Origin of the sequence: Paenarthrobacter sp. NPDC089322, from assembly GCF_040684895.1 — a bacterium.
Taxonomy (GTDB): Bacteria; Actinomycetota; Actinomycetes; order Actinomycetales; family Micrococcaceae; genus Arthrobacter.
Window position 1 is genome coordinate 177,914 of sequence record NZ_JBFBGW010000004.1, and the last position, 13,997, is coordinate 191,910.

Below are 13,997 nucleotides of genomic sequence, written 5' to 3' on the forward strand. Positions count from 1 at the left end.
GAGAACGCAAGATCTACCTCGCCGTGGGCATACTGGCCTGCGCTGTGGGCATGGTGCTCATGTTCTTCCCGCGCTGATCTTCCGCGCGGACCCTTACCAACCGACTACTCAAGCGTTACTCAAGAGGAGTTTCAATGTCTGTTGCCACCAATTCCACCAAGGAGTTGCTGGATACGCCGGTGCTGAAATCGGCGATCTCAAAGGCGTCGCTGCGGCTGATGCCCATGCTCGTCATCCTGTACATCGTGGCGTTCCTCGACCGAACCAACGTGGGCTTCGCCGAGGCCGCCCTCGAAGTGGACAGGGGAATCACGGCAGGTGCCTATGCCCTCGGTGCGGGGATCTTCTTCATCGGCTACGCCTTGTTCGAGATTCCCAGCAACCTGCTGCTGACCAAGTTCGGCGCCAAGGTGTGGCTGGCCCGAATCGCCATTACGTGGGGCATCGTCTCCGCGTGCTTCGCCTTCGTCCAAGGCGAGACGTCGTTTGTGATCCTGCGCTTCCTGCTCGGTGTCACCGAGGCCGGCCTGTTCCCGGGCGTGATCATGTTCCTTGCCGCATGGTTCCCCAACAAGGTCCGTGTGAAGATGTTCGCGATCTTCTACCTGGCTCAGCCCTTCTCGCAGATGATGGGCGCACCATTGTCCGGTTGGCTCATCAACATCGGCGACCAGGTCCCCGGCGTCGCCGGCTGGCAGGTCATGTTCTTCGTGGAAGGCATGCTGGCCGTCGTGGCCGGTATCGCAGCGTACTTCTTCCTCATCAACAGCCCCCAAGACGCCAAGTTCCTCAGCAAGGAGGAGAAGAAGGCGCTGACTGATGTCATGGCGCTCGAAGACACCGTCAAGGAGGAGTCCGGACCCCGTGGCGTGATGGCGTCCATGCGGAACGGCCGGGTTTGGTACTTCACGGTCATCTATTTCTGCCTGCAGGTGGCCGTTTACGGTGTCACCTTCTACCTGCCCCAGCAGGTGGCGCAACTGACCGGGCAAAAGGTGGGGCTCGCCGTCGGGCTCCTGGCCGCCATCCCGTGGTTCTTCGGAATCTTCGCTTGCTACTTCATCGGCAAGGCAGCAAACACGGTGGCGCGGCGACGCCGTTGGGGCACGGCCCTTTTCATCTCCACCGGCATCTGCATCTTTGGATCCGCTTGGGCGGGCGCCAACCATCTTCCGGCACTCGGCATCATCTTCATCACCCTCGCGGTGTGCAGCTTCCTGTCCACCGGTCCCATCTGCTGGTCATATCCGACGGCGTTCCTCACCGGCACTGCCGCGGCTGCGGGTATCGGCCTGATCAACTCGCTCGGTAACCTGGGCGGCTTCGTGGCACCGATCCTGCGTACGACGGTCAACGAGGTCATCGCCTCAGACACCGGAACCATGGGGGTCTACGCCCTGGGCGTCCTCCCGTTCGTGGCTGCGCTGATGATGTTCGGGACGCGGGCCTTCAGTAACAAGGCCGACGAGCTGCTGGGGAAGTAAACGATGCCGACCACCGCCCCGGCCTCGTATATCGGCGTCACCTACATCGGGGTCAGCACCAAGATGTACATGGGTTACGCCCGGAGCCTTGCATGGCTGGAGCAGTTGGTGAAGGAAGTGGACGCCCGTCCGGCCTTGGTGGCCGAGCGGGTGGTCCCGTTCGTCATTCCCTCCTTTCCCGTGTTACCCGCAGCGGCGGCGCTGGTGGACGGCTCGCCTTTGGTGTTGGGTGCCCAGAACTGCGGTTGGTCCGACGGTCCTTGGACGGGCGAAGTCTCGCCATCAATGCTCAGTGAGTTGGGCGTGGGGTTGGTGGAGATCGGCCACGCGGAGCGTCGACGCAACTTCGCCGAGACCGATGCCGTAGTGGCACTCAAGGTGCGCGCCGCCGTCGAGCATGGACTCACCCCGCTGCTGTGCGTGGGCGAGACAGACCGCTGCGTGCCTGACACTGCCGCGAAGACGGTCTTCCAGCAGATTGAAGCTGCCGTGTCCGGCGACTGGTCTTTGGCAGGACTGCTGGTTGTGGCCTACGAGCCGGTGTGGGCCATTGGTGCCGCCGAGCCGGCTTCGGCAGACTACGTGTCCGAGGTTGTCATGGCTCTTCGCGGCTTGCTGGCGGGGCACGGGCCGGAGGGCCTGCGGGTTATCTACGGCGGGTCGGCGAAACCCGGCCTCCTGCCGCAGCTTTCCGGTGTCTCCGGTCTGTTCCTGGGAAGGTTCGCGCATGACCCCGCGAACTTCGGCCGCGTCCTGGACGAAGCCCTCGCCCTCCCAACGATATAGCGGCTCGTGTCCGTTCTGAGCGCTGGGAAAGACACGCGAACTTCGACTTACTTCAGTGCTTGGTGCGCTGGCAGAGTGCGACGAAACCGCCAAGGTTCTCCAGTCCCTCCGGATGTGTGGGCAGGTAATTGGTCAGTTCCGGTGAACGCACGACGACGGCACGCCACTTGGCGCGCGAAACCGCCACGTTGATCCGGTTCCGGGAGATGAGGAACTCCATCCCGCGGGGGACCTCGCCCGCGGCCGACGCGGCCATGGATACGATCGCCAGTGGCGCTTCCTGACCTTGGAACTTGTCAACGGTGCCCACCCTGACCTTTCCAAGCCCTGCCGCCCGCAGCTCATGCTTGATGAGCTGGACTTGGGCGTTGTAGGCGGCGACAACCAGGATGTCGGCCTCTTCCACATGCCGGCGTTCCCGCGCCTCGGAGGGGTCGGTCCAAGGCAATCCCAGATGCGCCCGGACTTGCCGGACCACCTCCGCGGCTTCCTCGGGTGACGACGTGGAGTTGCCGGTGTGGGCAACATACGCGCAGGAAACGCCTGGTTCAGCTCCTTCCATGAGTCGCTGCGACGCCACGGGTGCTGCTTCCAACCGGCCGTCATAGGACAGTTCAGACACGGCGCTGCACAATATCGGATGCATGCGCCACGACAACGCCAGGAAGTAGCCGAGCTCGGAAGGAAGGGTGTTGTACCCGTCGGAGAGCCATCCCAGCGCGGACTCGTCTACAGGTTCCGGGTGCTTGCCTTGGGTGACTTGCGGCAGCTGTTGCGGGTCGCCCAAAAGGAGGAGCCGTTTCGCGGCCCGGCTGACCGCCATGGTGTTGGCAAGAGAGAACTGTCCGGCTTCGTCGATGACCAGCAAGTCGAGGGAGCCTGCAGCAACGGAACTTCCCACCATGGTCCAGGCAGTCCCACCGATGAGGGCCCCGCCGGGCTTGGCAAGCAAGTCCTCAACATCGGCTTTTCCGCATTGCTTCCACGGCACGGGCTCATCGTGTTTGACTTCCTTGGCTACCCGCTGCGGATCTACGCCGGCCTTCTCCACCGCGGCACACAGCATGTGCTCCACCACTGCATGCGACTGCGCCACGACGCCGACTTTCCAACCGTCTGCCACCAACCTCGCCAGGACTTGGGCACCAACGTAGGTCTTGCCGCTGCCGGGTGGTCCCTGGACAGCCAGGTAGGAGTTATCCAGTTCCTTGACCGCGGCGGTGATGGCCTCGATATATCCGTCGGGGCCCGCCGGCACCTCCGGAAGGGCCTCAAGCGTGCGAAGACGAGGCGGGATCCGGCGAATTAAATCCAAGGCCGGATCCTTCGGCCACGCGGGGAGGGACGCGCGGAGGCGGGTGGCCAAAGCGGCCAGGGCTCCCCGTTGCCCGGCCGTCGAGATCGGGCTGTCCGGGGTCAGGGCCATGGGCAGTTGGCTGAACTCCGTGGAGTCCTTCCGGAGGCTCTCGGCGATGGTGACGGATTCCGCATCTCCGCTTTCTCCGACGTCGATGACCTCCGTTCCGCTCCAGCCGGCCCGACCCAGCACGGAGGACTCTTTGGCTACCAAGGCATCAGGCAGCGGAGGAGCGTACATGCGGAAGTATTTTTTGCCCTGTTCCAGCCCGGCGCCGTCCCCTGAACGGCCAACGAGCTTTACTGTCCGGACCGGATTCCTGCGGGGAGTGGGCTTGGCCCACTCCTGCACGACCTCCGCGTGTTCCACCACGAAAATGTCGCGGCCGTCCTCCCACTGCGACACTGGCTTTTCCAGGCGATCAAAGTGTCCCCACCAGTACTGTTTGTCTTCACGACGGTGGTAGCCCACCCCTGCGGCAACAATTCCAATGGCGCGGGATTCAGCAGAGGACTTCTGGTCCTCGGGCTGGGAGGCAAGATAGTCGAAAAGTGCTTGCTCCTCCGGGGCGGCCTCGTACTTGTCCGGCTCGTCGCGGGGGAGGTCCTCGTCCTGTTCTGCGGCCCCGGGGCTTCCGGGCTCAATGGAACGCTCAGCGGCACGGGCCAACAGCCAGTTGCGCAACTCAAGCGTCGAGAGGCAGTCGTATTCGTTGTAGTCCCGGATGCTTTCCAGGATGGCCGCGGCCTGCTCAGCCTGGCCGGTGTCCCTGGCCGTGCAATAGTCCGCGTAGGCAACCACGGAGGCACCGGCGTCTGTGACGTCCCCGGAACGCAAGTGCCGGCCCATGTAAAGCGGTTCGAGCTTCTTGATGCTGTAAGAATTCTCGGATACGCGGATGCTGTGGCGGACGGTGTCGTAGAGGTCCACCAGGACGCCCTGCCGCAGGAGATCGTCGACGGCGGTTTCGCCCACCACATGCGTCAGGGACAGGTTGCGGAGCGCCGTTTTTTCGTAGGCTGCGTAGTGGTAGATGTGCATGCCGGGGTATGTGGCGCGGCGTTTGGCGACGTACTCGAGGAAGTCCACAAAAGCTTCCCGTTCTTCCGCGCGTGAGTGTGCCCAGAACGGCCGGAAGACCGGTGGCGCGCCAGCGTCAACGGGATTTTCGATGACGCCGAACAAGTACTCCAGGCCCCACTTCCCGGTGGCTGGATCCTGCCAGAGCGGGTCGCCCTCGAAGTCGAAGAAGATGTCGCCGGGATCCGGGACGGGTAACCTGCCCAGGGTGTTGTCGGGCAGGACGTTGTAGCTGATGGCCTTGGATTCGCCGGCCTTGTTGGTGTAATTGACGGTCCCGTCCGGGGTGCCGGTTCCCGTTTGCAGCCGGGCTTGCTCGCGCAGGCGGAGCAGCGTTGGGTCACCTTCAGCGGGCAGCGCCGCCAAATGGTCGATGGTGGTCACGCCGGTTTCGATCAGCTTCTTTCGCCGGCTGACACGCATGCCTGCCACCATGAGCAGGTCCCGGTGCAGCTGGACTTGCTCCGCGCAGTAGTCGCAACGGCCGCACGCGGTGTACCGGGAATCACCCCATTCAATGGGACCTGCAGCGGCCACATGGGCGGCGGTCTTCGCCAGGAAGCGCTCCCGGCGTTCCTTGAAGACGGGCAGGATCTCCTTCAACGGGTGATCGCTGCGGACCCGGTTGCCAAGGATCAGGGTAACGGTGGGATCCGGCGTGATCCCGGCCTGCAGGAGTTGATCGCCGTAGGCTGCCAGTTGCAGGAGTGCCGTGACTTTCGCATGCCGCGCGAGCTTGGTATCGAAGACCGCGTACTGCCCGCCCGGCCTCTTGACCAGGAAGTCGGACCGGCCGTGAAAAACGCCGTCGAAAAATGCGGCCTGGAACACCACATCGGCTCCGGACCGCAGCGCGCTGATCGATTCAGCATGTTTTGCCGAAAGGGTGGCGCGGTCCATCGCTTCGGCGGGAACGACGTCGTAAACGCCCTTACCCGAATCCGCATCCCACGGCCCGAACTCAGCCACGAAGTCATCCAGGACCGCGTGCTCATGGACGTCGCCAAGCTTTGCTGTCCGTTCCAGCATGGCGTCAACCGCGAAGTCCGGTTTGGGCGTACGGCCGAGCTTTTCGTCGAGCTTCCGGAGCACCTGGTACTCGCACGTTGCGGCGATGACGAGGTCGCTGGCCGAGAAGACCAGGTCCTGCGGAGCGCCTGCTGTCTCCGGGTCGAGAAAGAACACCGACCCACCTCCCCTTCATCGCCATAAAGCCGTGGTTGAACCCTTGAAAACAAGCTATCAGCGACCACCGACAATTTAGCCGTCCCCGACTTAGACTTCACGCATGACTGAATCAGCCCCCACCACGGATCTTCCCGGCTTCGAAGCCGCCTACGAGGCCGCGCAAAAGGGCCTCTCCGAAGGCGGGATCCCCATCGGAGCTGCGTTGGCGCGTGGCACCGAAATCATCGCCAGCGGACATAACGAGCGGGTGCAGCACGGCGACCCGATCGCCCACGGTGAGATGTCCGCGCTTCGCGCCGCGGGACGGCAGAAGAGCTACCGGGACACGACTCTTTACACCACGCTGGCACCGTGCGCGATGTGCACGGGAACCATCATCCAGTTCAAGATCCCGCGCGTTGTAGTGGGCGAGGCCCGGACTTTTCCCGGTGAGTTCGATCTCCTGCGCTCACGGGGTGTTGAAGTGGTGGTCCTCGACGATCGCCGATGCGTAGACATGATGCGCACCTTCCAGGAGGAAAATCCTGAACTGTGGGCCGAGGACATCGCGGAGTAATTGCGCGAAAGGAGCGACGGCGGCACTGGCCTAAAGGGCGAAAAGGCAAGTGCCGCCGTCGCCGGCTGCGGAGCGGCCACGCGTCAAACAGTCATCCGACGACTATTTGGCAGGCTTCTTCGGAGCCGACCGGCGGGAACGGGCCGCCGGAGTCGATGGAATGAGTTCTTTGACCTGGGCCAGCACGGTGGCGTTCGCCCCTCGCGCGCCCAAGTCCTTGGCCAGGGTTTCCACTTCCGACTTGGCGGCCGCAGCGTCGTCCGCCTTCACGTGAAGCTGCGTGCGCAACTCGACGAGGTTGCGGTAGGCCAGGTTGCTTGCCGCGCCCGCCCCCTCGCGATAGTTGGCCAGGCCGGCGTCCGTCAGTGCCAGCGCCCGCGCAGGGTCGGCATCGTGATGTTTGACCATCCTGTCCTCGCTGCGGCGGTAAAAGTCGTCCCCTACGGATTGCGCGACGGCGGTAGCCGCCTTAACGCCCAACGGCTCACCGCCGAACCGCTCGGCTGCCTCAGTCAGCGTGTCCAGTCCTCTGCTCAGGAACGGGGACATGGACCCTTCAAAGGCCAAGGTGAGCCCCACTTCACGCGTGAAGAACTCCGGGGCGAACCGGTCCTCTTCGCGGGTGACGGGGAAGCCCACGCGCAACGGCAGCGTATTAGATGCCTGGACGATGCCGTCCGTGGAATAGACAGCCCTGACCAAATACTGTCCCGGTTCGTCGAAAGCGAAGCCCTCCCCACCGAAGGCAAGCTGCACCAGTTGGCTGTGGCGGTCGCTTCCGTCACTGTCCGCTCCTGCGGCGGGCGCCAGTGTGACAAGTTCCGGCAGTCCGTAGAAGCAGACCACTGATTCGTGCAGTACTACTGTTCCGTTTGGTTTCTGGATGTACACGGTGGTGTTCCCGTACCTGGGGTCCAGCCGCCCATCCACAACCACAGGCAGATCGCTCGTGTTGCGTAAGCGGAACTCGATGGCGACCGGTTCCATATAGTCGAAGTGGTCCTTGGCCGAAAGCACCAACTCGACGTCGCTGCCCGGACCGGACACCGTCATGGCGCCGGGAGGCGATTCCAGATGACCGCCGGAAGCCCACGGATCCCCGCCCATGATCACCGATGCCCGGTCGCCGTGGCGCATATGCAGTAGTTCTTCGTCGTCGAAACGGAAGCGGAAGTTGCCCCAGAAGGTGTCCACGCCGTTGCGCTGATCGTACTTCCAGTCGTAGTTCATCCACGACAGCGAATCGGGCCTTGCCTTGTCCCACGCGTGCAGGAAGTTGAACGCGTGCCCTGCCTCGTGGACCCATGTGTAGAGGAAATGGCGCATGGCCCAGGCTTGGTCCTGGGTGGTCGGGTCAGAGACGAGGTTGGTGAACCAGGAGTGGTTGCGGAACACCGCAAAACCCTGGCGGTCGGGTCCTCGGCCTGCGCCGCCAAAGCCCGCAGCGGCGTCGAACATAATGCCACCAACTCCGGCGCTGTCGAAGATGCCGGCCTGGATGCCCCACATGTTCCATGCGGGCCAGCCCGAGTTGAACTTCCCGAAGGACGTCTCCATGGCGTCATGGAGTTCGCCGACGCTCCACGACGCGAAGCCGGCGGCGCTGTCGTCGATCACCGTGTGGACGGGATCGACGGTGACCGAGATTCCGGCATCAAGGTAGGAGGACTCGATGGTGATGGTCCTGTTGGCAAGGTCCGCGGGTCTGTTGTTATGCGCGTGGCTGTTGTAGATCGGTATCTTGGGCTCAACGTCCACTGAGGTGCAGTAATCCAGCTCGAGGTTCATGTCCCGGAAGGCACTCGACCGGTACGCACACGCATAGGGCTGCCCCGCCACACCACCTGAGGTGAACGTCGCCACGGCACCAGTAACGGCTCCGTGGGTCCAGGAGACAACGATGTCCACGGACGTCGCCGGATGCGTACCTTTCCAAAAGCGCAATGTTCCGGTGATGTGGGCGTCGCAGCGCCCGATCGTGATTTTGGGGGAGTCCACGATCCACGACTCCACATAGGTCTTCACCAGCTGCGTCAGCCCGCCTGCTTTGACGAAGCGGGTACTGTAGAAGTCGCCGCTGACCTTCTTGAGCACGGGCGATTCGACGCCGATGCGGGAGTCGACATCCAGACGGAGGTCCAAGGCGCTTCCCACCGGTCCGCTGCTGGCCTTATTGCCTTCGTATCGGCCGCTGATGGATGCGGGCTTGGTGAGGAAACGGGGATCAAGGGAACTGGGGACGTTGGGGGTGTCCATGGGAGGTCTTTCTCGCTGAGCAAGCAATCACAATGCGTTCGCCAAGCCGCCCTGGTGCAGGCCGCCTGTTGGGGCAGGGAGCATCTGCGGACGAAGCTGGCGGCATGACGGCCAAGGGGCAAGGAAGTGCAGGTTGGGGAGCCCGATGAGTGATGGTGGCCCTTGCCCGGAAGCCGTGTGCAACCCACCATGGACGATACTCCAGCGAATGGATTATATCTAGGGGTGGGGCGCAAATTTTGCCGGTGGAACGGGGCGACCTGCCTAGTCAGGCGATCCCGCCGAGCGTAGGCTGGCATCATCGGCGCAGGTGCCGAAGGCCTCCCGAAGGACACAACCCGAAGGACCCCGCGTCGATACACCCACATCGATGAAGGAGGACCCATGAGTGTCGTACGTGAATTCATGACAACGAATGCGTGGTGCATTCCGGAAGACCAGACTCTCCAGGACGCCGCCCGCAAGATGAAGGAACTGGACTGCGGTTCACTTCCTATTTGCGGAAATGATGGCAAGCTCTCCGGCTTCATCACCGACCGCGACATCGTGGTCAAGTGCCTGGCCGAAGGCAGGGACGCCCGCGAAGTACGCGCCAGCGAGCTCGCCCAGGGCAAGCCCTACTGGATTGATGCAGATGCTTCCATCGACGAATGTATCCGGATGATGGAGGAACATCAGGTTCGCCGCCTGCCCGTCATCAGCGACCACAAATTCGTTGGCATCATCAGCCAGGGAGATATTGCCCGGAACCACTACGCAGAACAGCGCGTCGGCGAAATGGTGGAGCACATCTCCGCCAAGGAGCACATGTCGCACTAACTGCCGAAGCCCGCAATCCAGCCGCCGCGAAGCGCTCCCCGTCAGAGGAACGCCTCGCGGCCCGTTCCTTCGCGCAGCACCAGTTCGCCTTCCTCGATGGAAACGATCAGGCTCTTCGGCTTGCCGGCGAGCTTTTTTGTTGCGCTGAGTTTTCTGCTGCTCACTTCGACGCCCACGGTGGCGCCCTTCGCCGGCAGTTCCACCGTGATTTCGTCGGCCATTCCCAGCAGCATCTTGGTGGATACTTCCCTTTCGGACACGGCCTCCTTGCCGTTGACGGTCACGGTCACGTCATCGGCAACGAACCCGTCCTGAAGGATGATGAGCAGTTCCTGCATGGTCCAACTACAGCACTAACAGCGCTCCCGGGATAGGCCTCCCACGTGCACGGACCTGAAAACTGTCAGCCAGGTAAGGCAAACTGTCATGGTGACTCAACTTCTCCAACACACCTCAGCCGACTCTGCCATCTACGAGCTGATCGCCAAGGAACTTGGCGTGAAGGCGTGGCAGGTCAAGGCCGCTGTGGAACTGCTCGACGCCGGATCCACCGTCCCGTTTATCGCCCGCTACCGCAAGGAAGCCACGGGGACGCTGGACGATACCCAGTTGCGCGACCTTGAGGAACGTCTCCGGTACCTGCGCGAACTTGAAGAGCGCCGCAAGTCCGTCCTCGAGGCGATTGCCGCCCAAGGCAAGCTGACACCGGAACTGGAGGCCGCCGTCGTCGGTGCTGAGACCAAGGCGCGGCTTGAGGACATCTACCTGCCTTTCAAATCGAAGCGGCGCACCAAGGCCCAGATCGCCCGCGAGGCCGGGCTTGAGCCACTCGCGGACGCTTTGCTGGCGAATCCACAGCTGAACCCTGAAGCGGAAGCAGCCAAGTATCTCAACGCCGAGCATTCAATTGAGGATGCCCCGGCTGCGCTCGCGGGTGCCCGCGCCATTCTGGTGGAGCGCGTCGCCCAGGATGCCGACCTCGCCGAGGACCTGCGCGAGCGCTTGTGGAAGCAGGGACGCATGGTTTCCCGCGTCAAGAAGGGCATGGAAGCCGAAGGGCAGAAGTTCAAGGACTACTTCGACTTCACGCAGGTGCCCTCGGGCATGCCGTCGCATCGTGTGCTGGCGCTTTTGCGCGGTGAGAAGGACGGCGTCCTGGAGTTGGACCTCGCCGAAGCGGACCCCGCTGACGTCGACGCCCTGGCCGCCGCCCGCGGCAAGTACGAGAACGCTGTGGCCAAGTGCCTCGGGGTCGCCAACCAGGGCAGGCCCGCCGACCTCTGGCTGACGCAAACTGCACAGCTCGCTTGGCGCGGGCGCATTCTGGACAGGCTGACCACGGACCTCCGCGGACGCCTGTTTGCCGACGCCGAGGACGAGGCCGTGCGCGTCTTCGCGGCCAACCTGCGTGATGTGCTGCTCGCGGCACCGGCCGGGAACCGGGCCACCCTGGGCCTGGATCCGGGACTGCGAACGGGTGTGAAGGTGGCCGTTGTGGACGGCACCGGCAAGGTAGTTGCTACGGACACCATCTATCCCCACGCCCCCATGAAGAAGTGGGATGAGGCCCTTGCCACGCTGGCACGCCTCGCCAAGCAGCACAAGGTTGAACTCGTGGCGATTGGAAACGGCACAGCTTCACGCGAAACGGACAAGCTCGCCACAGAGCTCATCAAATCCCTGGAAGCCACCGGGACGCCCGGGATCCAGAAGCTCGTGGTGTCGGAGGCCGGCGCTTCCGTCTACTCGGCGTCGGCGTTGGCTGCATCGGAACTTCCGGGAATGGACGTTTCGCTCCGCGGTGCGGTATCCATTGCCCGGCGTTTGCAGGACCCCTTGGCCGAGCTCGTGAAGATCGAGCCCAAGTCCATCGGCGTGGGCCAATACCAGCACGATGTCACGGCCGCGAAGCTCGACCGCTCGCTTGATGCTGTGGTGGAGGACTGCGTGAACGCCGTGGGCGTGGATGTGAACACGGCATCGCCTGCGTTGCTCAGCCGCGTGGCTGGTGTGGGGCCGCTGCTGAGCGAAAACATCGTTGCTTACCGGAATGAGAACGGCCCGTTCGCCAAGCGCAGCGACCTCAAGAAGGTTCCGCGTTTGGGTGCGAAGGCCTTCGAACAATGCGCCGGCTTCCTCCGGATCACCGGGGGAGCAGAGCCATTGGATGCTTCCAGCGTGCACCCCGAGGCCTATTCGGTGGCCCGCAAGATTTTGGTTGCGGCCGGTGGTGGCCCTGCCACGGCACTGGATCCACAAGCTTTTGTCGACGGCACCTTCGGCCTACCCACGGTCAAGGACATCATGTCAGAGTTGGAGAAGCCCGGGCGCGACCCCCGCCCTGCGTTCAAGGCAGCCTCCTTCTCTGAGGGCATCGAGAAGATCTCCGACCTCAAGCCCGGCATGATCCTGGAAGGCACGGTCACCAACGTGGCAGCCTTCGGTGCTTTTGTGGATGTCGGAGTTCACCAGGACGGACTGGTTCACGTCTCGGCTCTGTCCAACAAGTTCGTCTCCGATCCCCGCGAAATCGTGAAGTCAGGCCAGGTAGTCAAGGTCAAGGTGCTTGAGGCCGATCCCGAGCGGAAGCGAATCTCCCTGACCCTGAGGCTCGACGACGAACCCGGCACCGGGGGCGGCCGCGCTTCGGGGGGACGCGGTTCGGGCGGAAGGGACGCGGGAGGCCAGGGTACGGGCGGCCAGCGAGCAGGCCAAGGTGGAGCACGGCAGGGTCAGGGTGAGCACCGGCAGGGGAATCAGCGGCAGGGCAACCCGCGCCAGGGCAACCCGCGCCAGGGCAGCCCCGCTCCCGCTGACACAGCCATGGCCGAAGCACTCCGACGTGCTGGCCTCGGGAAGTAAAGCCGCAGCCGGCAGACCCCGCCTTTCGGACAATTCACCCTCGCGCGCGGGGGTGAAATGTCCGTCCAAGGGTGAAAGCCGGAGAGGGGCTCAGAGGACTAGTGTGCTACGACGGAACCGATGATCCGTCCGGAACGGAAGTGCCGCCGTCGGAGTCCTTCTCCTTCTGCCACGGCCAGCGGCCGGTGATCTCCAGCTCCAGCGAAAAGCTGAGGAACGTTCGGATCAACACGATGATGGCAAGGACGCCGACGCTTTCGAAGGTCGGGGTTACCGCGACCGTACGGATGATGTCGGCGGCCACCAAGAGCTCAAGCCCCAACAGGATGGAACGCCCCAGCAGCTGACGGTAAGCACGGTAGGGGGAGAACGGCGCATGCCCAGCTGCACGCTTGGGCTGGTAACCGCGCAGCGCCAGAGGGATGGATATAACAGCACCGATGACCATGACCGCAACCCCGGCGAAGTCCATGTACCGGCCGACTTCTTCGATGATGTGCTGAAAATCCATGCTTCTCCCCGGTAGGCGTGTGCCTCCACGGTCTCACACCACTAACGACGGCGGCACCCGGGGTCCGTAGCTATGGAACCCGGGTGCCGCCGTCGTCCGCAGCGAAAGCAGTCCTACGGTGCGGGTACAGGGAAGAAGACGCGGGGATCCTGCAGCAGCGCCGGGTAGTCGAACGCTGCGCGGTCAATCACGTCGGTGAGCTCAAAGTTGCGGGCAAACTGCCCGTCAACCGTGATCGGCCTGCCCTGGACCGTGCCGAGGGCGAAGATCCGGCCGCCGTCGAACGGAACCGCGATCTCGGTCTTGCCGGGCAGGGTGCTGAATGCCTGCTCCTGGGCGACCCGCTTGCGGGTGGGCTTCTTCTCGAGCTGCTTCACCGGACGTTTTTTGGGCGGACCCACCTGCCGGCGGGACTTCTCCTCTGCGTACACGAACTGGTACTCGTCCGGGTCGGCCGGCGGCTTGGCCTTGCCCCGCGGAGGCAGGCTTACGGTGGCGAGTTCCTCGGGCCGCAGGTCCTGCACAGCCGCGCGGAGAATCCAGAGGCGGTCTTCTTCGGGGTCCTCCGGGTGGAATTCGTGACGCGGCTCGGGCCACACGTAGTCCAGCTTTTCCTCTGTTCCAGGGAAGAGGGGTCCGTAGAACTTCGGGTCCTTGCCGATGAGCTTGGAGCGGTGGCTGACGTGCAGCTCCTCGTAGCCCAGCCACGGGGGCATGACGATCTTGGAGGCATAATCCGGGTGCGCTGCCTGGGGCGCGAACTCAGTGATATTGGCCCGGGTGTTGTCCGGGTGGCCGCGATTGATCCATTCGTCCGCCATTGCGAGGCCATACATGGTGAGCGCAGGGACGTGGCCCATCCACATGCGAACGGCCGGGTGGGACTGCCAACCGTACTCCGGTATGACCAGCGCGCGCAGGACCTGGAGGGCTTCGACACGCTGTTTGCCGAGCCTGGAAGTGTCGAGCGCCGCGGCACTCTCACGGAAATCGGCGAAGGGGAGGAAAGTCTGCATCCTTTCAGTTTGGGGGTGTCGCCGCGCAGAACCAAGTTGAGTGCTCCGGGACACGTGCCGGTGTTCGGGCCTATGGTTGTCG

General features: G+C 63.6%; 10 protein-coding genes. 5 read left to right on the plus strand and 5 right to left on the minus strand.

Going from position 1 to position 13,997, the window contains the following annotated elements; all coding sequences use genetic code 11:
• Positions 1 to 134 precede the first annotated feature (134 nt).
• Entirely contained in the window at positions 135 to 1,484 is a 1,350-nt protein-coding gene (locus tag AB0N65_RS06485) for an MFS transporter (RefSeq protein WP_364159289.1), read from the plus strand.
• 3 nt (positions 1,485 to 1,487) lie between these two features.
• Positions 1,488 to 2,270 carry a triose-phosphate isomerase family protein gene (locus AB0N65_RS06490; protein WP_364159292.1) on the plus strand — a complete coding sequence of 261 codons (783 nt, stop codon included), beginning with the start codon at positions 1,488 to 1,490 and terminating at the stop codon, positions 2,268 to 2,270.
• Positions 2,271 to 2,322: 52 nt separating this feature from the next.
• Here AB0N65_RS06490 and AB0N65_RS06495 read toward each other — a convergent pair whose 3' ends face one another.
• Positions 2,323 to 5,892 (minus strand): TM0106 family RecB-like putative nuclease, encoded by a 3,570-nt coding sequence (locus tag AB0N65_RS06495; protein ID WP_364159295.1) that lies wholly within the window; start codon positions 5,890 to 5,892, stop codon positions 2,323 to 2,325.
• Between the two features lie 103 nt (positions 5,893 to 5,995).
• On the opposite strand from AB0N65_RS06495, the gene AB0N65_RS06500 reads away from it, so the two are divergent.
• The gene (locus AB0N65_RS06500) at positions 5,996 to 6,451 is read left to right on the plus strand and encodes a nucleoside deaminase (RefSeq protein WP_364159298.1); all 456 of its coding nucleotides are present in this window, start codon (positions 5,996 to 5,998) and stop codon (positions 6,449 to 6,451) included.
• Positions 6,452 to 6,553: 102 nt separating this feature from the next.
• Here AB0N65_RS06500 and AB0N65_RS06505 read toward each other — a convergent pair whose 3' ends face one another.
• On the minus strand, positions 6,554 to 8,707 hold the full coding sequence (locus tag AB0N65_RS06505; protein ID WP_364159301.1) for a hypothetical protein: 2,154 nt from the start codon (positions 8,705 to 8,707) through the stop codon (positions 6,554 to 6,556).
• A 384-nt stretch (positions 8,708 to 9,091) separates the two neighbouring features.
• On the opposite strand from AB0N65_RS06505, the gene AB0N65_RS06510 reads away from it, so the two are divergent.
• A complete protein-coding gene (locus AB0N65_RS06510; protein ID WP_364159304.1) occupies positions 9,092 to 9,526 on the plus strand; it encodes a CBS domain-containing protein in 435 nt (144 codons plus the stop codon).
• Between the two features lie 41 nt (positions 9,527 to 9,567).
• On the opposite strand, the gene AB0N65_RS06515 is transcribed toward AB0N65_RS06510, so the two are convergent.
• A complete protein-coding gene (locus AB0N65_RS06515; RefSeq protein ID WP_364159307.1) occupies positions 9,568 to 9,864 on the minus strand; it encodes a hypothetical protein in 297 nt (98 codons plus the stop codon).
• 88 nt (positions 9,865 to 9,952) lie between these two features.
• Here AB0N65_RS06515 and AB0N65_RS06520 point away from each other — a divergent pair, with 88 nt between their 5' ends.
• Positions 9,953 to 12,388 carry a Tex family protein gene (locus tag AB0N65_RS06520; RefSeq protein ID WP_364159310.1) on the plus strand — a complete coding sequence of 812 codons (2,436 nt, stop codon included), beginning with the start codon at positions 9,953 to 9,955 and terminating at the stop codon, positions 12,386 to 12,388.
• 106 nt (positions 12,389 to 12,494) lie between these two features.
• On the opposite strand, the gene AB0N65_RS06525 is transcribed toward AB0N65_RS06520, so the two are convergent.
• A complete protein-coding gene (locus tag AB0N65_RS06525) occupies positions 12,495 to 12,899 on the minus strand; it encodes a DUF1622 domain-containing protein (protein WP_364159312.1) in 405 nt (134 codons plus the stop codon).
• Positions 12,900 to 13,012: 113 nt separating this feature from the next.
• Complete coding sequence (locus tag AB0N65_RS06530) at positions 13,013 to 13,915, minus strand: MSMEG_6728 family protein (RefSeq protein WP_364159315.1); 903 nt, start codon at positions 13,913 to 13,915, stop codon at positions 13,013 to 13,015.
• Between the last annotated feature and the right edge of the window lie 82 nt (positions 13,916 to 13,997).